Annotated in this window: 15 protein-coding genes and 1 tRNA gene; 10 read left to right on the top strand and 6 right to left on the bottom strand. The window is 65.7% G+C overall.

Annotation, left to right across the window (positions count from 1 at the left end; genetic code table 11):
* Complete coding sequence (locus AC0J42_RS08830) at positions 1–2,376, top strand: efflux RND transporter permease subunit (protein ID WP_473006828.1); 2,376 nt, start codon at positions 1–3, stop codon at positions 2,374–2,376.
* A 98-nt stretch (positions 2,377–2,474) separates the two neighbouring features.
* Here AC0J42_RS08830 and AC0J42_RS08835 read toward each other — a convergent pair whose 3' ends face one another.
* Together AC0J42_RS08835 and AC0J42_RS08840 are read right to left on the bottom strand one after the other, a co-directional pair.
* The gene (locus AC0J42_RS08835; protein ID WP_416423179.1) at positions 2,475–3,197 is read right to left on the bottom strand and encodes a FadR/GntR family transcriptional regulator; all 723 of its coding nucleotides are present in this window, start codon (positions 3,195–3,197) and stop codon (positions 2,475–2,477) included.
* A 188-nt stretch (positions 3,198–3,385) separates the two neighbouring features.
* The gene (locus AC0J42_RS08840; RefSeq protein ID WP_473005873.1) at positions 3,386–5,125 is read right to left on the bottom strand and encodes an IlvD/Edd family dehydratase; all 1,740 of its coding nucleotides are present in this window, start codon (positions 5,123–5,125) and stop codon (positions 3,386–3,388) included.
* Between the two features lie 170 nt (positions 5,126–5,295).
* Between AC0J42_RS08840 and AC0J42_RS08845 the strand changes: the two genes are divergently transcribed.
* The 8 genes from AC0J42_RS08845 to AC0J42_RS08880 all read left to right on the top strand — a co-directional run bounded on the left by AC0J42_RS08845 (position 5,296) and on the right by AC0J42_RS08880 (position 13,042).
* Positions 5,296–6,627, top strand: coding sequence for an MFS transporter (locus tag AC0J42_RS08845; protein WP_473005874.1), 1,332 nt, complete (start codon positions 5,296–5,298; stop codon positions 6,625–6,627).
* Positions 6,628–6,648: 21 nt separating this feature from the next.
* Positions 6,649–7,641 carry an AraD1 family protein gene (gene araD1, locus AC0J42_RS08850; RefSeq protein WP_416423182.1) on the top strand — a complete coding sequence of 331 codons (993 nt, stop codon included), beginning with the start codon at positions 6,649–6,651 and terminating at the stop codon, positions 7,639–7,641.
* Positions 7,642–7,650: 9 nt separating this feature from the next.
* Complete coding sequence (locus AC0J42_RS08855; protein ID WP_473005875.1) at positions 7,651–9,225, top strand: aldehyde dehydrogenase (NADP(+)); 1,575 nt, start codon at positions 7,651–7,653, stop codon at positions 9,223–9,225.
* 249 nt (positions 9,226–9,474) lie between these two features.
* Positions 9,475–9,747, top strand: a complete 273-nt coding sequence (locus tag AC0J42_RS08860) for a DUF5629 family protein (protein ID WP_416423184.1) — start codon at positions 9,475–9,477, stop codon at positions 9,745–9,747.
* A 71-nt stretch (positions 9,748–9,818) separates the two neighbouring features.
* Positions 9,819–10,991 (top strand): lactonase family protein, encoded by a 1,173-nt coding sequence (locus AC0J42_RS08865; protein ID WP_473005876.1) that lies wholly within the window; start codon positions 9,819–9,821, stop codon positions 10,989–10,991.
* Between the two features lie 142 nt (positions 10,992–11,133).
* Positions 11,134–11,955: an alpha/beta fold hydrolase gene (locus AC0J42_RS08870; protein WP_473005877.1), complete on the top strand. Its 822-nt coding sequence runs from the start codon at positions 11,134–11,136 to the stop codon at positions 11,953–11,955.
* Positions 11,956–12,146: 191 nt separating this feature from the next.
* Positions 12,147–12,221 (top strand) — tRNA-Gln (locus AC0J42_RS08875).
* A gap of 209 nt (positions 12,222–12,430) precedes the next feature.
* Positions 12,431–13,042: a hypothetical protein gene (locus AC0J42_RS08880; RefSeq protein ID WP_416423187.1), complete on the top strand. Its 612-nt coding sequence runs from the start codon at positions 12,431–12,433 to the stop codon at positions 13,040–13,042.
* Here AC0J42_RS08880 and AC0J42_RS08885 read toward each other — a convergent pair.
* Positions 12,964–13,704, bottom strand: coding sequence for an RES family NAD+ phosphorylase (locus tag AC0J42_RS08885; RefSeq protein WP_473005878.1), 741 nt, complete (start codon positions 13,702–13,704; stop codon positions 12,964–12,966). The genes AC0J42_RS08880 and AC0J42_RS08885 overlap by 79 nt on opposite strands.
* A 421-nt stretch (positions 13,705–14,125) precedes the next feature.
* On the opposite strand from AC0J42_RS08885, the gene AC0J42_RS08890 reads away from it, so the two are divergent.
* Positions 14,126–14,305 (top strand): hypothetical protein, encoded by a 180-nt coding sequence (locus tag AC0J42_RS08890; protein WP_416423189.1) that lies wholly within the window; start codon positions 14,126–14,128, stop codon positions 14,303–14,305.
* 271 nt (positions 14,306–14,576) lie between these two features.
* Here AC0J42_RS08890 and AC0J42_RS08895 read toward each other — a convergent pair whose 3' ends face one another.
* The 3 genes from AC0J42_RS08895 to AC0J42_RS08905 are packed head-to-tail and all read right to left on the bottom strand — an operon-like array spanning position 14,577 to position 20,019.
* On the bottom strand, positions 14,577–15,149 hold the full coding sequence (locus tag AC0J42_RS08895) for a glutathione S-transferase (RefSeq protein WP_473005879.1): 573 nt from the start codon (positions 15,147–15,149) through the stop codon (positions 14,577–14,579).
* Positions 15,146–18,784: an AAA family ATPase gene (locus AC0J42_RS08900; RefSeq protein WP_473005880.1), complete on the bottom strand. Its 3,639-nt coding sequence runs from the start codon at positions 18,782–18,784 to the stop codon at positions 15,146–15,148. The genes AC0J42_RS08895 and AC0J42_RS08900 overlap by 4 nt, the downstream gene beginning before the upstream one ends.
* The gene (locus AC0J42_RS08905) at positions 18,781–20,019 is read right to left on the bottom strand and encodes an exonuclease SbcCD subunit D C-terminal domain-containing protein (RefSeq protein WP_473005881.1); all 1,239 of its coding nucleotides are present in this window, start codon (positions 20,017–20,019) and stop codon (positions 18,781–18,783) included. Before AC0J42_RS08905 ends, AC0J42_RS08900 begins: the two co-directional genes overlap by 4 nt.
* Between the last annotated feature and the right edge of the window lie 42 nt (positions 20,020–20,061).

Genomic DNA, 20,061 nt, shown 5'->3' on the forward strand with positions numbered 1-20,061 from the left:
ATGAGCAGCCACCACCAGGACAAGGCCACGTTCCTTGAGCGCCTGATCTTCAACAACCGCCCCGCGGTCATCATCCTCTGCCTGCTGGCCAGCCTCTTCCTGTTCTGGCAAGCCACGCAGATCCGCCCCTCCACCAGCTTCGAGAAGATGATCCCGCTCAAGCACCCGTTCATCCAGCGCATGCTCGAGCACCGCAACGACCTGGCCAACCTGGGCAACACCGTGCGTATCTCGGTGGAGGCGGTGAACGGCGATATCTTCAACAAGGACTACATGGAGACCCTGCGGCAGATCAACGACGAGGCGTTCTACATTCCCGGCGTCGACCGCTCGGGCATGAAGTCGCTGTGGAGCCCCAGCGTGCGCTGGACCGAGGTCACCGAGGAAGGCTTTGCCGGCGGCGAGGTGATTCCGCAGAGCTACAACGGCTCGGCCGACAGCCTCGAATTGCTGCGCAGCAACATCCTCAAGTCCGGCCAGGTGGGGCGGTTGGTGGCCAACGACTTCAAGTCGAGCATCGTCGAGATCCCGCTGCTGGAGTCCTACCCCGACCCCAACGACCAGGGCAAGCTGCTGAGCCTGGACTACCAAAAGTTTTCCCACAGCCTTGAGGAAAAGATCCGCGACAAGTTCCAGGCGCAGAACCCCAACGTCAAGGTGCACATCGTCGGCTTCGCCAAGAAGGTCGGCGACCTGATCGATGGGCTGATCATGGTGGTGATGTTCTTCGGCGTCGCCTTCGTCATCACCCTGGTGCTGCTGTATTTCTTCACCAACTGCCTGCGCAGCACCATCGCCGTGCTCAGCACCACGCTGGTGGCAGTGGTCTGGCAGCTGGGGCTGATGCACGCCTTCGGCTTCGGCCTGGACCCGTATTCGATGCTGGTGCCATTCCTGATCTTCGCCATCGGCATCTCCCACGGCGTACAGAAAATCAACGGCATCGCCCTGCAGTCCAGCGACGCCGACAACGCCCTGACCGCAGCGCGGCGTACCTTCCGCCAGCTGTTTTTGCCGGGCATGATCGCGATCCTGGCCGACGCCGTGGGCTTCATCACCCTGCTGATCATCGACATCGGCGTGATCCGCGAGTTGGCCATCGGCGCCTCGATCGGCGTGGCGGTGATCGTGTTCACCAACCTGATCCTGCTGCCGGTGGCGATTTCCTACGTGGGCATCAGCAAACGCGCCATCGAACGCAGCAAGAAGGACGCGGTGCGCGAGCACCCGTTCTGGCGCGCGCTGTCGAACTTTGCCAGCCCGAAAGTGGCGCCGGTGTCGGTCGCGCTGGCGTTGGTCGCCCTGGGTGGCGGCCTGTGGTACGGCCACAACCTGAAGATCGGCGACCTCGACCAGGGCGCCCCGGAGCTGCGCCCCGACTCGCGCTACAACCAGGACAACCAGTTCATCATCGACCACTACGCCACCAGCTCCGACGTGCTGGTGGTGATGGTGCAGACCGCCGCCGAAGGCTGCTCGCGCTACGAGACCATGCAGCCGATGGACGAGCTGATGTGGCAGCTGGACAACACCGCCGGGGTGCAGTCGACGGTGTCGCTGGTCACGGTGAGCAAGCAGGTGATCAAGGGCATGAACGAGGGCAACCTCAAGTGGGAAAGCCTGTCGCGCAACCCCGAGGTGCTCAACAGCTCGGTGGCCCGCGCCGATGGCCTGTACAACGGCAATTGCTCGCTGGCGCCGCTGCTGGTGTTCCTCAACGACCACAAGGCCGAGACCCTCGACCGCGCCGTGGCGGTAATCAAGCAGTTCGCCGCCAGCCATGACAGCGACGGCCTGCAGTTCCAGCTGGCGGCGGGCAACGCCGGTATCGAGGCGGCCACCAACGAGGTGATCAAGCAGGCCGAGCTGACCATCCTGATCCTGGTGTACATCTGCGTGGCGGTGATGTGCCTGATCACCTTCCGCTCCTTCGCCGCGACGCTGTGCATCGTGCTGCCGCTGGTGCTGACCTCGGTGCTGGGCAACGCGCTGATGGCGTTCATGGGCATCGGCGTCAAGGTCGCGACCCTGCCGGTGGTGGCGCTGGGCGTGGGCATCGGCGTGGACTACGGCATCTACATCTACAGCCGCCTGGAGAGCTTCCTGCGCGCGGGCCTGCCGCTGCAGGAAGCCTATTACCAGACGCTGAAATCCACCGGCAAGGCGGTGCTGTTCACCGGCCTGTGCCTGGCGATCGGCGTGTGCACCTGGATCTTCTCGGCCATCAAGTTCCAGGCCGACATGGGCCTGATGCTGACGTTCATGCTGCTGTGGAACATGTTTGGTGCGCTGTGGCTGTTGCCGGCGCTGGCGCGGTTCCTGATCAAGCCGGAGAAGATGGCGGGCAAGGCGGGGGGGTCGATATTCGCGCACTGACGCGGCCTGGGACGCGGCCTGCGGCGGATGGCCGCTACGACGGACCTCGCGTAGCAGCTGCCGCAGGCTGCGTCCGGGCGTTACGCGGTGGCAGGAGGTTACAGAGTCAACTCCGACCCCAACACCATCCCCAGCGCATTGCGCGCATCATCCAGCTGCACCAGCGTCGCCTGCCGCGCTGCCAGGGCATCGCGGTTCTCGATGGCGGTCAGGATCGCCTTGTGCCGTGGCATCGCCAGTTCATGCAGGTTGGGCCGCTGGTTGGAATGCTTCAACGCCTCGCGCAGCGCCAGCGCCAGCATGTTGCACAGGTGCGCCAGCAGGTCGTTGTGGGTGGCCTCGGCAATGCGGCTGTGGAAGTCCAGGTCCGGCTGCAGCAAGGCTTCCGGCGTGGGCGCCGCTTCCATGCGCTGGTAGGCCTCGGCAATCGAGGCCACGTCCTCGGCGGTGGCGTGCTGCGCCGCCAGGGCCGCTGCCGCCGGCTCGATGATCGCCCGCACGCTGGTCAGCAACGCGAAGAACTCGTTCTGCGGGCTGCTCTGCATCAGCCAGTGCAGCACGTCCGGGTCCAGCAGGTGCCACTCGCGCCGCGCCTTCACCACCGTACCCACCCGCGGCTTGGAATACACCAGCCCCTTGGCCACCAGCACCCGCGTGGCCTCACGCAGCACCGGCCGGCTGACCGCATATTCCTCGCACAACAGCGCCTCGGCGGGCAGCTTGTCATCGGGCTTCAGCCGCCCGGAAACGATCTGCATGCCGATTTCCTGCACGATGCGCGCGTGCATGCTCTTGCGGTCGGAGGGTTTGCGGTAGTCCATGGGGGGTGGGGAGGTCCTGAGCGATGGTTGGCGCGATCATAGCATTGCTGGGCGATGCCCCCCCAACCGTGGGAGCGGGCTCTGCCCGCGAAAAGAACCCCGCGTATTGCCTGACAGACCGCGTTGGTTCAATTCGCGGGCAGAGCCCGCTCCCACGGTTGGCGTTTTCAGATGCCAGCGGGGCCCAATCAATGGGAGTGGCGGGGCACTTCGGCGCCGCGGCAGCCTACCAGGAAGTCGAAATCGCAGCCCTGGTCGGCCTGCATCACATGGTCCACGTACAGCTGGCGGTAGCCACCGGCCAGCAGGTTGTGCGCCGGTGCCTGCCAGTCGGCCAGGCGCGCCGCCAGTTCGGCGTCGCTGATGTCCAGGTGCAGGCGCCCGGTGCTGCAGTCCAGTTCGATGTAGTCGCCTTCCTGCACCGCTGCCAACGGGCCGCCGGCCGCCGCTTCCGGCGCCACGTGCAGCACCACGGTGCCGTAGGCGGTGCCGCTCATGCGCGCGTCCGAGATGCGCACCATGTCGGTCACGCCCTGGGCCAGCAGTTTGGCCGGCAGGCCCATGTTGCCGACCTCGGCCATGCCCGGGTAGCCCTTGGGGCCACAGTTTTTCATCACCAGGATGGAGTCGGCGTCCACGTCCAGCTGCGGGTCGTTGATGCGTGCCTTGTACTCGTCGAAGTTCTCGAACACCACGGCGCGGCCACGGTGTTTCATCAGCGCCGGGGTGGCGGCAGAGGGCTTGAGCACCGCGCCCAGCGGCGCCAGGTTGCCGCGCAGCACGCAGATGCCGCCGTCGGCCACCAGCGGGTTGTCGATGGCGCGGATTACCTCGTCGTCGCCGTAGATGGGCGAGTTGCGCACGTTGTCCCACAGGCTCTTGCCGTTGACGGTGAGGGCCTCGGGGTTGGGGATCAGGTGGTTTTCGCCCAGGCGCCGCAGCACCGCGGGCAGGCCGCCGGCGTAGTAGAACTCTTCCATCAGGAAGCGCCCGGACGGTTGCAGGTCCACCAGGGTCGGGGTACCGCGGCCGATGCGGGTCCAGTCGTCCAGCTCCAGGTCGACGCCGATGCGCCCGGCGATGGCCTTCAGGTGGATCACGGCGTTGGTGGAGCCGCCAATGGCGGCGTTGACGCGGATGGCGTTTTCGAAGGCTTCGCGGGTCAGGATCTTCGACAGGCGCAGGTCTTCCTTGACCATCTCCACGGCGCGCATGCCGGACATGTGCGCCAGCACATAGCGGCGTGAATCCACCGCCGGAATGGCGGCGTTGTGTGGCAGCGAGGTGCCCAGGGCTTCGGCCATGCAGGCCATGGTCGAGGCCGTGCCCATGGTGTTGCAGGTGCCCGCCGAGCGCGACATGCCGGCCTCGGCGGAGAGGAATTCGTCGAGGCTGATCTGCCCGGCCTTCAGCGATTCGTGCATCTGCCAGACGATGGTGCCGGCGCCGATGTCGCGGCCCTTGTGCTTGCCGTTGAGCATCGGCCCGCCGGTGACGACGATGGCCGGCACGTCGCAGCTGGCGGCGCCCATCAGCAGGGCCGGGGTGGTCTTGTCACAGCCGGTGAGCAGCACCACGCCGTCGATGGGGTTGCCGCGAATGGCCTCTTCCACGTCCATGCTCGCCAGGTTGCGGGTGAGCATGGCCGTGGGGCGCAGGTTGGACTCGCCGTTGGAGAACACCGGGAACTCCACCGGGAAGCCACCGGCCTCCAGCACGCCACGCTTGACGTGTTCGGCGATGGTGCGGAAGTGGGCGTTGCAGGGCGTCAGCTCGGACCAGGTGTTGCAGATGCCGATGATCGGCTTGCCGTGGAACTGGTGGTCGGCGATGCCTTGGTTCTTCATCCAGCTGCGGTACATGAAGCCGTTCTTGTCGGCGGTGCCAAACCATTGGGCCGAACGCAGTGCAGGTTTCTTCTCAGACATGGGGGCTTCTCTTATTGTAAGACTTAATGACGGCGCTGATAGCTAAAATAGGCCTAAAATCCCAACATGTGAAGTCGTTGTTCGTTAAATAGTAATACTATATAGTCGTTCGCAACGGAGGACGGCCTGCCGATCCCCATCCATAACAAGAACAATTGGAGACCGTTGCCATGAGCGAAGAACTGCGCCTGGTCAGGCGTATCACCCTCAAGCTGATCCCCTTCCTGATCCTGCTGTACCTGGTGGCCTACGTGGACCGCTCGGCGGTGGGCTTCGCCAAGCTGCACATGGGCAGCGACGTGGGCATCGGCGACGCCGCCTATGGCATGGGCGCCGGGCTGTTTTTCATCGGCTACTTCCTGCTGGAAATCCCCAGCAACCTGCTGCTGACCCGCTTCGGCGCGCGGCGCTGGTTTGCGCGCATCATGATCACCTGGGGCGCCATCACCATCGGCATGGCGTTCGTGCAGGGGCCCAACAGCTTCTATGTGATGCGCTTCCTGCTGGGCGCCGCGGAGGCGGGCTTCTTCCCTGGCGTGCTGTACTACATCACCCAGTGGTTCCCGGTGCGCCACCGCGGCAAGATCCTCGGCCTGTTCATCCTCTCGCAGCCCATCGCCATGATGATTACCGGGCCCGTGTCCGGCGGCCTGCTGGGCATGGACGGGGTGCTGGGCCTGCACGGCTGGCAGTGGCTGTTCATCGCCATCGGCACGCCGGCCATCCTGCTCACCTGGCCGGTGCTGCAGTGGTTGCCCGACGGCCCGGCGCAGGTGAAGTGGATGACCGAGGTGGAAAAGGGCTGGCTGGCCGCCGAGCTGCAGAAAGATCTCGACACCTACGGCCAGACCCGCCACGGCAACCCGCTGCACGCCCTGAAGGATTTCCGCGTGTTGTTGCTGGCGCTGTTCTACCTGCCGGTGACCCTGAGCATCTATGGCCTGGGCCTGTGGCTGCCGACGCTGATCAAGCAGTTCGGCGGCAGCGACCTGGTGACCGGCTTCGTCTCGTCGGTGCCATACATCTTCGGCATCGTCGGCCTGCTGATCGTGCCGCGCAGCTCCGACCGCCTCAACGACCGCTACGGCCACCTGGCCGTGCTCTACGTGCTGGGCGCCGCCGGCCTGTTCTTCAGCGCCTGGCTTAGCGTGCCGGTGCTGCAACTGGCGGCCCTGAGCCTGGTGGCGTTCTCGCTGTTCTCCTGCACGGCGGTGTTCTGGACCCTGCCGGGGCGCTTCTTCGCCGGCGCCAGCGCGGCCGCCGGCATTGCCCTGATCAACTCGGTGGGCAACCTGGGCGGCTACATCGGCCCGTTCGTGATCGGTGCGCTCAAGGAGTACACCGGCAACCTGGCCAGCGGCCTGTATTTCCTTACTGGCGTGATGCTGTTCGGCCTGCTGCTGACCGCGGTGGTCTACCGCCTGCTGGAGCGCCGCCACGCGCTGCCAGCCGAGCAGTTCGCCGCCAGTGCCCGCAGCGCGCAACCCAGCGCACGTACCTGACAACAAAAGGGAGCAGCAACCATGCGTCTAGTGCAATTCCAATTGATTGATGGCCAGCGCCGCGTGGGCCTGGTGGACAGCGACCGCGTGCACGAAGTGCGCGGCGCCAACAGCGTGCGCGAACTGGCCCTGGCGGCCATCGAGGCCGGCATTGGCCTGGCGCGCCATGTCGATGACCTGGGCCTGGGCCAGCACCACGATTACCTGCAACTGCTGGACGAGGGCCGCATCCTGCCGCCGCTGGACCACCCGGACCCGGCGCACATGCTGATCACCGGCACCGGCCTGACCCACCTGGGCAGCGCCGCCACCCGCGACAAGATGCACCAGCAGGTGGGCGAGGAAGCGGCGGTCACCGACAGCATGAAAATCTTCAAGTGGGGCCTGGATGGCGGCAAGCCGGCGGCGGGGCAGGCCGGGGTGCAGCCGGAATGGTTCTACAAGGGCGATGGCAGCATCGTCGTGCGCCCCGGTGGCGAGTTCCCGGTGCCACCGTTCGCCGAAGACGCCGGCGAAGAGCCGGAGCTGGGCGGGATGTACGTCATCGGCCGCGACGGCAAGCCGTACCGCCTGGGCTTCGCCCTGGGCAACGAGTTCTCCGACCACGTGATGGAGCGCAAGAACTACCTGTACCTGGCGCACTCTAAATTGCGCCACTGCTCCTACGGCCCGGAATTGCGCGTGGGCGAGCTGCCCACGCACCTGGCGGGCACCAGCCGCATCTGGCGCGACGGCAAGCTGCTGTGGGAAAAAGAGTTCCTCAGCGGCGAAGGCAACATGTGCCACAGCTTCGACAACCTGGAGTATCACCACTTCAAGTACGCGCAGTTCCTGCGCCCGGGCGATGTGCACATCCATTTCTTCGGCACCGCGACGCTGTCGTTCGCCGACGGCATCAGCACCCAGCTGGGCGACCGTTTCGAGATCAGCCTGGACGAGTTCGGCGCGCCGCTGAACAACCGTGTCGGCCGTGGCGAGGCGGCGTTCGCCCCCGGCAGCATCGGCAAGCTTTGAGGAGGTTCCATGATTCGTGGTCATAACTACATTGGCGGGCGCCGCAGCGCCCAGGGCACGGTAGTGGTCAAGAGCGTCGACGCCAGCACCGGCGCCGAACTGCCGTTCGACTTTCACCAGGCCACCCCGGAAGAAGTCGACGCCGCCGCCCGTGCGGCCCGGCAGGCGTACCCGCTGTACCGGCGCCTGAGCAGCGAGCGGCGCGCGCAGTTCCTGGAAGCAATTGCCGATGAGCTGGACGCGCTGGGCGATGACTTCGTCGCCCTGGTCACCCAGGAAACCGCCTTGCCGGCGGCGCGCATCCAGGGCGAGCGCGGCCGCACCAGCGGGCAGATGCGTCTGTTTGCCAAGGTGTTGCGCCGTGGCGATTTCTACGGCGCGCGCATCGACCGCGCGCTGCCCGAGCGCACCCCGCTGCCGCGCCCGGACCTGCGCCAGTACCGCATCGGCGTCGGCCCGGTGGCGGTGTTCGGCGCCAGCAACTTCCCGCTGGCATTCTCCACTGCTGGCGGTGACACCGCCGCCGCCCTGGCCGCCGGCTGCCCGGTGGTGTTCAAGGCCCACAGCGGCCACATGGCCACCGCCGAACGGGTGGCGGACGCGATCATCCGTGCCGCCGAGCGCACCGAGATGCCTGCTGGTGTGTTCAACATGATCTACGGCGTCGGGGTAGGGGAGGCGCTGGTCAAGCACCCAGCCATCCAGGCCGTGGGCTTCACCGGTTCGTTGAAGGGCGGCCGGGCCTTGTGCGACATGGCGGCGGCGCGGCCGCAGCCGATCCCGGTGTTCGCCGAAATGTCGAGCATCAACCCGGTGATCCTGCTGCCGCAGGCCCTGGAACTGCGCGGGGAAACCGTGGCCCGCGAGCTGACCGCCTCGGTGGTGCAGGGCTGTGGCCAATTCTGTACCAACCCCGGGCTGGTGATTGGCCTGCGCTCGCCGGGTTTCAGCGTGTTCGTCCAGCAACTGGCCGCCGCCATGGGGGCGCAACCAGCGCAGACCATGCTCAACGCCGGCACCCTGCGCAGCTACGCCAAGGGCCTGGAGGCGCTGCACGCCCACCCCGGCATTCGCCACCTGGCCGGCAGCACCCAGCAGGGCGCCCAAGCCCAGCCGCAGCTGTTCCAGGCCGATGTGCAGTTGCTGCTGGATGGCGATGAAGTGCTGCAGGAAGAGGTGTTCGGGCCTACCACCGTGCTGGTCGAGGTCGCGGATCAGTACCAGCTCAACGCCGCGCTCGAGGCCTTGCACGGCCAGCTGACCGCCACGCTGATTGGCGAGCCGGCCGACTTCCGCCACCACGCCGAGCTGACCGCGCTGCTGGAACAGAAGGTCGGGCGCATCCTGCTCAATGGCTACCCTACCGGCGTCGAGGTTTGTGAAGCCATGGTCCACGGCGGGCCGTACCCGGCCACCTCGGACTCGCGCGGCACCTCGGTAGGTACCCTGGCCATCGACCGCTTCCTGCGCCCAGTGTGCTTCCAGAACTACCCCGACGAGCTACTGCCCGAGGCGCTGCGCAACGCCAACCCCCTGGGCCTCACCCGCCTGGTAGACGGCGCCCCCAGCCGCGACGCCTTGTGACATAAACTCGACAACCCGCAACAACCCCGTAGCCGCTGCCGCAGGCTGCGCTGGCCCCATGCCCCGCTGGAGATCTCCAGTGTACTCAGGGGCCAGCGCAGCCTGGCGGCAGCGGCTACGGGGTTTTGCGTCGTAGGGTCGCGGCGTTTTCAGGCATGGAGGTGCGACAGTTTGAAGCGGAAACCGGTTTCAAATTGGCCGATTTGGCATATCATGGATGCCTCTCCACCCCCTTTATGAAAGATGGTCATGACCGGCCTTAAAGAACAACTAGAAACAAGCGGCATGCTGCTGATCAATGATCTGCATGCCTTTGATTTTGTCCTGGACGCGGGCGAACTGCGTATCGAATGCATGGATGGGCGCGAGCTCAAGCGCTGGCGCTTCACCGCCGAGCAACTGGCGGCGGCGCGCTTCGACGATGCACAACAGTCCTGGGAAATCAGCAACGACACCGGCAACTATCAACTAGTCTGCCTCAGTGGTTTCTCTGCAACGGATGAGGATGACGAACAGGAATAAGCGTTCCTGGCGTCCAACTTCTGAATATGACCGGGGTCTTTTGATCAGGACCCGTCGAGGATAAAACTACAATGAAACGCCATCTCCTGCCCCTGCTGCTCGCCAGCGGAATCAGTGTGCTCTCGTCCCACGTCATGGCCGCCAGCGGCTACGACCTGTTGGTGGGCACCTACACCAACAACACCAGCGAAGGTATCTATCGCTACCACTTCGACAGCGCCACCGGCCAGCTCAGCGCCAAGCCGCTGGCCGTGACCAAGGCCGAGAACCCGTCCTGGCTGACCATCAGCAAGGACCAGAAGCACCTGTTCGCCGTGAACGAAAACGGCCCTGACTCGGCCCACGATAAAGTCGGCAAGGTCAGCAGCTTCAAGATCGACCCCAAGACCCATGACCTGACCCTGATCAACCAGGTCGAGACCAAGGGTGAAGACCCGACGTTCTCCAGCCTGGCCAAGGGTGAGAAGCACCTGTTCGTGGCCAACTACTCGGTGCACCCGGACCCTAACGGCAGCCTGTCGGTGTTCGGCGTGGGCGCCGATGGCACCCTGAGCCAACTGGTGCAGCAGGAAAGCCACGACGCAGCCTCCAAGGTGGTTGCCGAGCGCCAGGCCAGCGACCACGTGCACTCGGTGGTCTCCAGCCCCGACGGCCGTTTCGTCTACGTCCAGGACCTGGGCGCCGACAAGGTGTTCGTCTACCACTATGACGCCGCCAACAAGGCCAAGCCGCTGACTGCCGCCTCGCCAGCCTCGGTGCAACTGCCAGCAGGCAGCGGCCCGCGCCACCTGTTGTTCAGTGCCGACGGCAAGCACGCCTACCTGACCACCGAAATGAGCGGCCAGGTGTTTGTGTTCGACGTCAAGGCCGGCAACCTGGTGCAGAAGCAGGCCGTCAACCTGGCTGCTGCCGACGCCGATGCCGCCCACAAGGCCACCGCCGCGCTGCACTTCTCGGCCGATGGCAAGTTCTTCTACGTCACCAACCGTGGCCAGGCCAGCGAGCTGCTGGTGTTCAGCATCGACAAGGCCAGCGGCGAGCTGAAGGAAGTACAGCGTCGCTCCGTGGAAGGTATCGAGCCGCGTGAATTCACCATCGACCCGAGCGGCAAGTTCGTGGTGATCGCCAACCAGAAGAGCAACCAGATCGTGGTGGTCAAGCGTGACCCGGCCACCGGCAAGCTCGGCGACACCGTGCAGAAGCTCGACATCGATTCGCCGTCGGATGTGAAGTTCCTGCGTTGATTCACCAGAACCCCCGCGAAAGCGGGGGGTTTGCTTTGCGGTGCCCGACGACGAGCGGCACCATCGCCCCGCCTTCCACCATCTAACCTCCCTGTTCGGCCTGCGCAGCGTGCGCATGCTTTCCGCACACTGGAGGTGACACATGGCTCTGTTTACCCTCAAAGACGGCACCCAGCTGTTCTACAAGGACTGGGGCACCGGCCAACCCATCGTGTTCCACCACGGCTGGCCGCTGAGCGCCGACGATTGGGACGCGCAGATGCTGTTCTTCCTGCACCAGGGCTTCCGCGTCATCGCCCACGACCGCCGCGGCCACGGCCGTTCCACCCAGACCGCCACCGGCAATGACATGGACACCTACGCCAGCGACGTCGCCCAACTGGTGGCGCACCTGGACCTGAAGAACGCCATCCACGTCGGCCACTCCACCGGCGGTGGCGAGGTGGCGCGCTATGTGGCCCGGCACGGGGCGGGCAGGGTGGCCAAGGCGGTGCTGATCGGCGCCGTGCCGCCCATCATGGTCAAGTCGACGAGCAACCCCGGCGGCCTGCCCATCGAGGTGTTCGACGGCTTCCGCAGCGCCCTGGCCGCCAACCGCGCGCAGTTCTACAAGGAAGTGCCGGTGCCGTTCTACGGCTACAACCGTGAGGGCGCCGACGTCTCGGAAGGGGTCAAGGACAATTGGTGGCGCCAGGGCATGATGGGCGGCACCAAGGCCCACTACGACTGCATCAAGGCCTTCTCGGAAACCGACTTCACCGAAGACCTCAAGCAGATCAGCGTGCCGGTGCTGGTGCTGCACGGCGACGACGACCAGATAGTGCCCATCGCCGACTCGGCCGAGCTGTCAATCAAACTGCTGAGCCGTGGCGCGTTGAAGGTCTACAAGGGCTATCCGCATGGCATGTGCACCACCCATGCCGATGTGATCAACCAGGACCTGCTGGCATTCTTCAAGGCCTGACACCGCCGGCGCTGGCCCCCGCAATCCGCAGGGAAAACGGGGCCCGGCGCCGCCTTGCGGCCTTTCGAGAGGGCAAGCAGCTGTTTTTAAAGAAAAAATTTCACACTAGGGCTTCACAGATCGATATTTTGCTGGTAAATTGCGCGCCATACCCAACGAGCACTAAGCAACATGCTCGTCGCAACACCTACAGGGGCGTCGCCAAGCGGTAAGGCAGCAGGTTTTGATCCTGCCATGCGTTGGTTCGAATCCAGCCGCCCCTGCCATTTTCTCTTCCAGTATTTGAATTCTTTTTCTCCCAAGTGCATAAGCATTGTGGGGGATTTGTCGTGCCTGGCGTTTGAGCTTTATGGGTGGCGGAGGTAGACATTTTTGCTTACTTTATGGGTGACAGGTAGTCAGGTTTACAAGTTGACAGTTGTTTTTTGTAGGCTTAGCCTTCATTCACTGCTTCTTGAATCCTGGGAAACCTGCCATGAACGTCCACCCCACCCCGTTGAACCCTTCGTTTGAAGCGGCCAAGGCGGCGCTGCTGAAGGAATTTGAGGCGCTGATCCTCGCCATTCCCGAATCAGCGGTTATTGCAGCGGCGAAGCTCAAGGGTGAAAAGGCGGTTGCGGTGGTCCTCAAGAAGCCTGCCCGGCCAATGAGCATCCAGGCCCGTAATGAAATCGCCCTGGCACAGATGAAAGCCGATGCCCTGCAAGGTTTCCAGAAGGCCTACGACGCCTTGGAAGCCAGCGATGTGTGCGCCATTCTTGGGGTCACCAAGCAGGCGCTGAGCAAGAAAACCCGGACGGGCAGCGTGGTCGCCTACACTCACAACCGTCGCCGCTACTACCCCGATTTCCAATTCCGCAACGGCAGGGAAACGCCAGTGATTGGCCAGTTGATCAAACAGCTGGGCATAGACCCGGCGGATGAAACGCTGGTCAATGTGTTGGTCTTGTTCCTGGCCCAGCCGATGGATTTCTCTGAGCCAGGGAAGCCGGCAAACTGGCAGCCTCGTTACCTGCTGCTGGAGCATGAGGCGGCGTTTGACATCATTCTGCGCGACTTCCGTAACCGGTTGGAGATGGGGAAGTAACCGGCAGCCGTTGAGGTTGCTTGGCTACACCACAAGCACTTTGAGCTGAAGTAAAGCTCAAGCGCTGTAGTGTCCCCGGATAGCATGACAGTCTCAACAGGTGATGCGTCGAGGGCTAGCAACTGGGTGCCGCGCCCTTCGAACAGCACCACATTATGGCCCTCCATCGATAGGGCCCGGCCAAAGGCTACCGAGCTGTACACAAGGCCATCCGCGTCAACGCCGCTTCTCATGCAGGCACCGCTGAGCTGTTGGGTGAGCCGATATCCTGACCCGCCTTGCCCCCTGCCTTCGCAGATAGCGCCCAATTTGCCCCCGAGGTAGCTACACAGGCGCTGCACATCAACAAGCCGCAGGGTCCGAGCCGTTTCCAGCTGGTGAAGTGACGCGCTGCTGATTTCGGCTACGAGCACGGGAGAGCCAAGCCCATTCCGGCCGTGCTGGAAAGTCTCGGCAATGGCAACTTCCGGGCTGCCCGCGACGTAGCAAACCCCTACCTCCTGGAAGGGGTCGCTGTACCTCGAGATCGAGCGGCGGTTGTAGAAAATGGGCGTTGGGTGGCTGGTGATGCGAAACACCGAAGTTTTTGCTGGCAGGTGTATCCATACATCCTGCCGTTCCATGAGAAGGCGTTGCACCGTCTCCGGATTGGTCTCGGTCATGTTTGTCCATTTCCATAGGTTGTTGTGTACGCAGCTGCGCAGACCTGCGGGATTGGGGGCCGTTGGATGTGGAGCGGGAGAATAGGAATACCTGGCAAGGAGGACAACCCCTACATCGGTCCGGAAATGTTACCGGATGCAGCAAGGGCGGCCGGGGGGGGCTGACCCGGCCTGGCGGCCGGTGCTACAGGGTACTTGCGTAGCAGCTGCCGAAGGCTGCGTCTGCGGTCCGCAAGGTATGCGGCGGTGCGCGGCGTGCGTGACGCGGCCTGCGGCCGCTGCTACGGTGAGGTCGCTCAATATCAATCCCAATGATATCCGCTACCACCCCAATGAATTTCAACCCGCGGCACCCCAGGCGTAAGTTTGACCCATGGCCTCACCGGCCCCAGCCAAACCACCCTATTCGAGGTACGCCGCCATGAACTTCAATCTCTTCTCCGTGATCGCCGCTTCCGCCGTTTCCGCCACCGTGGCGCTGCCAGCCCACGCCAGCGTGCAGGTCACCGAACGCAAGGCCGCCGTCAGCAGCTACACCCAGCAGTACCTGCAGAAAAGCGCCAACTTCTATGCAGCCCTGGACCACAAGATCCAGCACTGAGCAGCCCTGAGCAGACCCGCCCGATCTGCGGCGGGTTGCTAGCCATCAGCTACAATCAAGAAAACCGATAACCTTCATTGATGTTTGTCACTGGTTTTCGGCGCGGCAATACCTGATCCTGTCAGCCTGAATTCTTCGCCACGGAGCCTTCATCATGGCCAGTGCCATTCTTTCGTCTGCCCGTCACGGTGCCTACCTGGCCATCGGCCTGTATGTAGCGGTGATGCTGGCGGCCACCATTGCCACGCAGTTCGTCGTCGGCGGCTGATACTCAGCGGGCCATGATGGCCTTGAACAACGCAGACTCTATGATGCCTTCGATCCACGCGCGCACGCGCGGGTAGGGCGCCTGCCCGAACCAGTCCGGGTCCACGCCGCGGAACTGGCGGATGAAGGGCGCGATGGCGATATCGGCCAGGCCCAAGCGCTCGCCTGCCAGCCACTGGTTTTCCAGCAAACGAGCTTCCAGCACCTGCAGGAACGCGCAGCCCTGTTCCCGGTAGCACGCCATGGGGTGTTCGGGGTAGCGGTCGGCGTACTTGTAGCGGTTCAGCGCCTGCTTGAACGGGCCGTCGTTGTAGGCGATCAGCTCATCGCCATCGCTTTCCAGCCAGCCATCCGGATCGTTGTGTGCCAGGGCCCAGCGCATGATGTCCAGGCTCTCATCGATCACCCGATCCGCCAGCACCAGCACCGGCACCGTGCCCTTGGGCGACGCTGCCAGCATGTCTGCCGGCTTGGCCTTCAGGCTCACTTCGCGAATCTCTACCGGCACGCCGCTGTAGCGCAGCGCCATGCGCGCACGCATGGCGTAGGGGCAGCGGCGGAACGAATACAGAATCATCCTGTCACCTCGACGCTGCTGAGGCCGTTGCCCTGGCGCTTGACCTGGATCTGCACCGGGATGCGCTCATGCATCTCCTGCACGTGGGAGATCACCGCCACCTTGCGGCCCTGGGCCTGCAGGCCGTCGAGGGCGTCCATGGCCAGTTGCAAGGACTCGGGGTCGAGGCTGCCGAAGCCTTCGTCGATGAACAGCGACTCGATGCGCAGCGTGCTCGACGCCATGGACGCCAGGCCCAGGGCCAGTGCCAGGGAGACCAGGAAGGTCTCACCGCCCGACAGCGAATGCACCGAGCGCAGTTCGTCGCCCATTTCCGTGTCCAGCACCAGCAGGCCGAGCATGCTGCCGCCGCGCTTGAGGCGGTAGCGGCGCACCAGCTGGCGCAGCTGGGCGTTGGCGTGGTGCACCAGCAGGTCGAGGTTGTAGGCCTGGGCCAGCTTGCGGAATTTTTCCCCTTCGGCCGAACCGATCAGCGCGGCCAGGCGGCCCCAGCGCTGGAACTCGGCGTAGGCCTGTTCGATGCGTGCCTGCAGCTCGCCGTGGGCAGCCAGGCGGCGCTGGTCTTCGACCTGGCGGGCACGCAGCTCGGCGCAGGTTTCCTCGCAGGCGGCGCACTGTTGCTGGGCCTGGAGCAGGCTGGCGTCCAGTTCGTCGACGGTGCCGGCGCCGTTGGCCTGGGCCTGGTGCGCTTGCAGCTGGCGTTCGCGTTCGTGCAGGCGCACGCGGGCTTCTTCCACGGCCTTGTCGGCCTGGCTCAGGCGCTGGCGCAGGTGGCTGACCTGCTGTTCATCGATGGCCAGCAGTGCGGCCAGGCCGTCGTCGTCCAGCTGCGGGTGCTGCTGGCGCCAGGCGTCGAGGCTGGCCGTCAGCTCGCCGAGCGTCGCGTCGAGCTGCTGTTGGCGCTGCTGGTCGGCCTTGAGTTCGCTGGCCAATTGCAGGGCCTGGTTGCTGGCGTCCTGCTGCTGGGCGGCGGCATCGCTGTCGGTGGTGCGCGCCTGATGCACGGCCTGTTCCAGCGCGGTTTGCCAGGTGGCAGCGTCGGCATGCTGGCCGAGCAGGGCCTGCAGGCGTTCGCTGGCGGCCTGGCGCTGCTGGGTGAACCGCGCAAGGCCTTCGGCCTGGGCCTCGGCCGCCTGTTCGCGGGCCTGTTGCAGCAGGCGCTCCTGGGCCAGGCGTTGGCGCCGCTCGTCATGCTCCTGCTGTTCCTCGCGCTGTTGTTCGAGGTGTTGCAGGCGCTGGCTGACGCTGTTGTCCAGGGCCATGAAGGTGGCGGCCGGGGTGTGCAGCAGGCCGTCGAGGTCGCTGGCCGGCAGCACGCTGGCGAACGCCTGCAGTTCTTCGTCCAGGCGCTGCTGGTCGTTGTGCAGGTGCTGGCTTTGCTCGGCCAACAGGCGGCTGGCGTCCTGGCTGGCCTGCTGCGCCTGTTGCAGTTGCTGCTGTTGGGCGCCGGCCTGCTGTTGCAGGGTCAGCAGCGCGCCTTGCTGCTGTTCCTCGGCCTGGATGCGCTGGTGGGCGGCGTGCTGCTGGTGTTCCAGCCACGGGCCGGGTTGCTCGGCATCGCTCAGTGCAGCGTACAGCGGGTGAGCTTCCAGCAGCGGTTGCACCGTGCCCAGCTGGCCTTGCAGTTGTTCATCCTGTTGCTTGAGCTGCGCCTGCTGGTCACGCAGGGCGATGACCTCGACGCGCAGCTCGGCCAGGCGCGCGGCCAGTTTTTCCACCACCAGGCGGGCGTTGCGCTCTTCGCTGTCATCGTGCCCTGCCAGCGCCTGCAACAGCGCCTCGGGCTGATGCCAGGGATGCTCGGCACTGCCGCACACCGGGCAAGGTTGATCGGCTTGCAGCTGCGCGCGCAGTTCCTCGACGCTGGCGCTGCGGGCCAGGCGCTGGCGGTTGAGCAGCGCGACGGTAACCTCCAGTTGCTGCACGGCGGTCTCGTGCTCGCCCTTGAGCTGCAGGCCTTCGCGGGTGCGCGCCTCGCGCTGCTGGCTGGCAGCGCGGGCCTGTTCGGCCAGGCTGTGTTGGCGCTCCTGCAGTTCCTGCTGGCGCTGCCAGTGGCGGTGCAGGTCTTCGACGCTGCGCAGCTGCTGGCGGCTGTCCTGCAGCTGGCGGGTGAGGGCGCTGAGGCGGTCGGCCAGTTCATGGGGGGCGCAGCCGGCCTGCTGGTACAGCGCGTCCAATGCCTGTTGCAGCTTGGTCAATTGCGCCTGGCCGGCGCTGGCGCGCTGCTCCAGCGCCGGCAGTTCCTCGCGGCCCTTGAGCAGGCGTGCGCTGAGGGTCAGCGCCTGTTGCAGGCGTGGGCGCCATACTGGCCAAGCCTCGGCCAGCGGCGCAAGGCCTGCGCTCTGGGCCAATTGCTGGGTGATCTGTTCGAGGCGCGCGGTGCTGGCCTGCTGGCCCTGGTCCAGGCGCTGGATGGCAGCCTGGCCCTGGTCGCGGGCAGCTTCGGCAGCCTCCAGGGCTTGCTGCAAGGGCGCGGCCTGTTCGTCCAGGCGCGCCAGGTGGCTCTGTTCGTCGAAAGCCTGGCGCAAGGCGGGCGCGGCATCAGCCTGGGCGGCCAGGGCGGCGGTCAGTGCGGCCTGTGCCTGTTCGCGGGCCAGTTGCAGCTGCGCCTGGCGTGTGTGCAGTTGTTCGCTGGCCTGCTGGTGGCCGGCGATGCGCGCCGCCAGCGGCTGCAGTTCGCCGGTCAACTCGGCCTGGCGGCTGAACAGATGGCGCTGGGGCGCCAAGGTGTCCAGGCGCGCCAGGGTGTTGCGGCTATCGGCCAAGGCTTGCGCCTGTTGCTCGGCCTGTTGCAGCTGCTCGCTGGCGGCCTGGTGTTCGCCGTGCAGGCGCTGGCCTTCCACGTGCCATTGGCGCTGCTGTTCCAGCTGCTTGAGGCGCGCCTGTTCAGTGCGCAACAGGCCCAGGGCGGTGCTGTATTCCAGGTCCAGGGCTTCGCGAGCCTCGGTGGGCAGCGGTGCGATGCCGCCGGCCTGGTCCTGCAGCTGCTTGTGGGCGTCGCGGGCGTCGCGGCTCTTCTCGAAGGCGCGCTTGCCCAGGCGCGTGTACAGCGCCGTGTCGGTGAGCTTTTCCAGCAGTTCGCTGCGCTCGTTGTCGTCGGCCTTGAGGAAGGCGCTGAACTCGCTCTGGGCCAGCAGCACGGCGCGGGTGAACTGTTCGAAGTTCAGGCCCAGGCAGCCTTCGAGCAGGGTCTTGTATTCGCCTTTCTGGCTGGCCAGCAGTTGGTCGTTGTCCAGGTCGCGCAGGCTCTGGCGGCTGGCCTGCAGCTTGCCGCCGGCCTTGTCGCGGGCGCGGTTGGCTTCCCAGCGCGCACGGTAGCGGCGGCCGTCGATGCCGACGAAGTCCACCTCGGCAAAGCCTGCGCCGGTGCCGCGGCGCAGCAGGGTGCGCGGGTCGCCGGTATTGATCTCGCCGTCGGCGTCCGGCACCTTGGCGTCGCGGCCGGTCTTGCTCAGCCGCGGCACGGCGCCGAACAGCGCCAGGCACAGGGCGTCGAGCAGGGTGCTCTTGCCGGCGCCGGTGGGCCCGGTTATGGCGAACAGGCCGGCGCTGGCCAGGGGCTCGGCGGTGAAGTCCAGCTCGAAGGGGCCGGCCAGCGAGGCCAGGTTCTTCAGGCGAATGGCGAGGATCTTCATGGCTGTTCTCCCGCCAGTTGCACTTCCTGCAACAGCAGGGCGAAGTCGTCCAGGGTGGCGCTGTCCACCTCGCGGCCGTAGCTGTCCAGCCAGGCGCGGCTGAACAGCTCCTGCGGGCTGAGCTGGTCCAGTTCGATCAGCGCCGCGTCGCCGTCGTCGGCGCCACGGCTGCCGGCGTATTCGGCGCCGATGCGCACCAGGCGCACGGCCTTGTTCTGCAGCGCCGTTTCGATCTGCTGGCGCAGGTCGGGCTGCGGCTCGTCGAGTATCACCCGCACTTCCAGCCAGGGCTGGTGGGTGAGGTCGGCCAGCAGGTCCACTTCGCTCAGGTCGGCCAGCTTGGCCAGCACCTCGGCCAGGGGCGCCGGGCCCAGGCGGATCAGGTCCACGGCGCGGGGAATCAGCAGCGGTTCGACGCTAAGCAGCTGCTCGCCCTCGCAGCGGATCTCGAGGATCTGGTGCGGGTAGTCGATCTCGGAGAACGACAGCGGGATCGGCGAGCCGCTGTAGCGGATGCGCGTTTCGCCGTTGACCTGCTGGGGCTTGTGCAGGTGCCCCAGGGCCACGTAGCTGATGGCCTCGCCGAACAGGCTGGCGGGCAGGGCCTCGGCGCTGCCGATGATCAGGCTGCGCTCCGAGTCCACCGACACCGAGCCGCCGGCCATGTGCGCGTGACTGACGGCAATCAGCGCCTGGCCCGGCTGCCGCTTGGCCTCGGCGGCGGCGATCAGGCGTTCATGCACGTGGGCGATGCCCTTGAGGTAGTCGTCGCCCAGGGTGGCGCCGGTGACTTCGGCCGGGCGCAGGAACGGCAGCGCCAGGCACCAGCCGGCCACTTCGCCGTCGGCGTCTTGCAAGGGGATCAGCAGGCGCTCGCTGTCCAGCTGGCCGTCGTCCAGCCACACCACGCGGCCCAGGGCGTGGGTGCGCAGGCGGCGCATCAGTGGCGCCGGCAGTTCGATGCGTGAGCCGGAGTCGTGGTTGCCGGCGATCATCACGATGGTCAACGCCGGCTGTTGCTCGTGGGCGTTGACGATGAAGTCGTACAGGCGTTCCTGGGCTTTTACCGGCGGGTTGACGGTGTCGAAGATGTCGCCGGCGATCAGCAGCACGTCCGGCCGGCGCTCGCCCAGGCGGGCCAGCAGCCAGTCGAGGAAGCAGGCGTGTTCGAAGTCGCGGTCCTGGCCATGCAGGCTTTGGCCCAGGTGCCAGTCGGAGGTGTGAAACAGGTGCATCGCAAATTCCTTGGCAGGCCCTGCCCGCGGGGCAGGGGCTGG

This window comes from Pseudomonas sp. Tav-5-1A, assembly GCF_055755055.1.

Excerpts from the sequence above, each read along its gene's own strand:
- AC0J42_RS08830 (WP_473006828.1), top strand. The coding sequence starts at position 1 with ATGAGCAGCCACCACCAGGACAAGGCCACGTTCCTTGAGCGCCTGATC.
- AC0J42_RS08885 (WP_473005878.1), bottom strand. The coding sequence starts at position 13,704 with ATGACCGAGACCAATCCGGAGACGGTGCAACGCCTTCTCATGGAACGG.
- AC0J42_RS08835 (WP_416423179.1), bottom strand. The coding sequence starts at position 3,197 with ATGGACTACCGCAAACCCTCCGACCGCAAGAGCATGCACGCGCGCATC.
- AC0J42_RS08870 (WP_473005877.1), top strand. The coding sequence starts at position 11,134 with ATGGCTCTGTTTACCCTCAAAGACGGCACCCAGCTGTTCTACAAGGAC.
- araD1 (WP_416423182.1), top strand. The coding sequence starts at position 6,649 with ATGCGTCTAGTGCAATTCCAATTGATTGATGGCCAGCGCCGCGTGGGC.
- AC0J42_RS08860 (WP_416423184.1), top strand. The coding sequence starts at position 9,475 with ATGACCGGCCTTAAAGAACAACTAGAAACAAGCGGCATGCTGCTGATC.
- AC0J42_RS08845 (WP_473005874.1), top strand. The coding sequence starts at position 5,296 with ATGAGCGAAGAACTGCGCCTGGTCAGGCGTATCACCCTCAAGCTGATC.
- AC0J42_RS08855 (WP_473005875.1), top strand. The coding sequence starts at position 7,651 with ATGATTCGTGGTCATAACTACATTGGCGGGCGCCGCAGCGCCCAGGGC.
- AC0J42_RS08905 (WP_473005881.1), bottom strand. The coding sequence starts at position 20,019 with ATGCACCTGTTTCACACCTCCGACTGGCACCTGGGCCAAAGCCTGCAT.
- AC0J42_RS08865 (WP_473005876.1), top strand. The coding sequence starts at position 9,819 with ATGAAACGCCATCTCCTGCCCCTGCTGCTCGCCAGCGGAATCAGTGTG.
- AC0J42_RS08890 (WP_416423189.1), top strand. The coding sequence starts at position 14,126 with ATGAACTTCAATCTCTTCTCCGTGATCGCCGCTTCCGCCGTTTCCGCC.
- AC0J42_RS08895 (WP_473005879.1), bottom strand. The coding sequence starts at position 15,149 with ATGATTCTGTATTCGTTCCGCCGCTGCCCCTACGCCATGCGTGCGCGC.
- AC0J42_RS08840 (WP_473005873.1), bottom strand. The coding sequence starts at position 5,125 with ATGTCTGAGAAGAAACCTGCACTGCGTTCGGCCCAATGGTTTGGCACC.
- AC0J42_RS08900 (WP_473005880.1), bottom strand. The coding sequence starts at position 18,784 with ATGAAGATCCTCGCCATTCGCCTGAAGAACCTGGCCTCGCTGGCCGGC.
- AC0J42_RS08880 (WP_416423187.1), top strand. The coding sequence starts at position 12,431 with ATGAACGTCCACCCCACCCCGTTGAACCCTTCGTTTGAAGCGGCCAAG.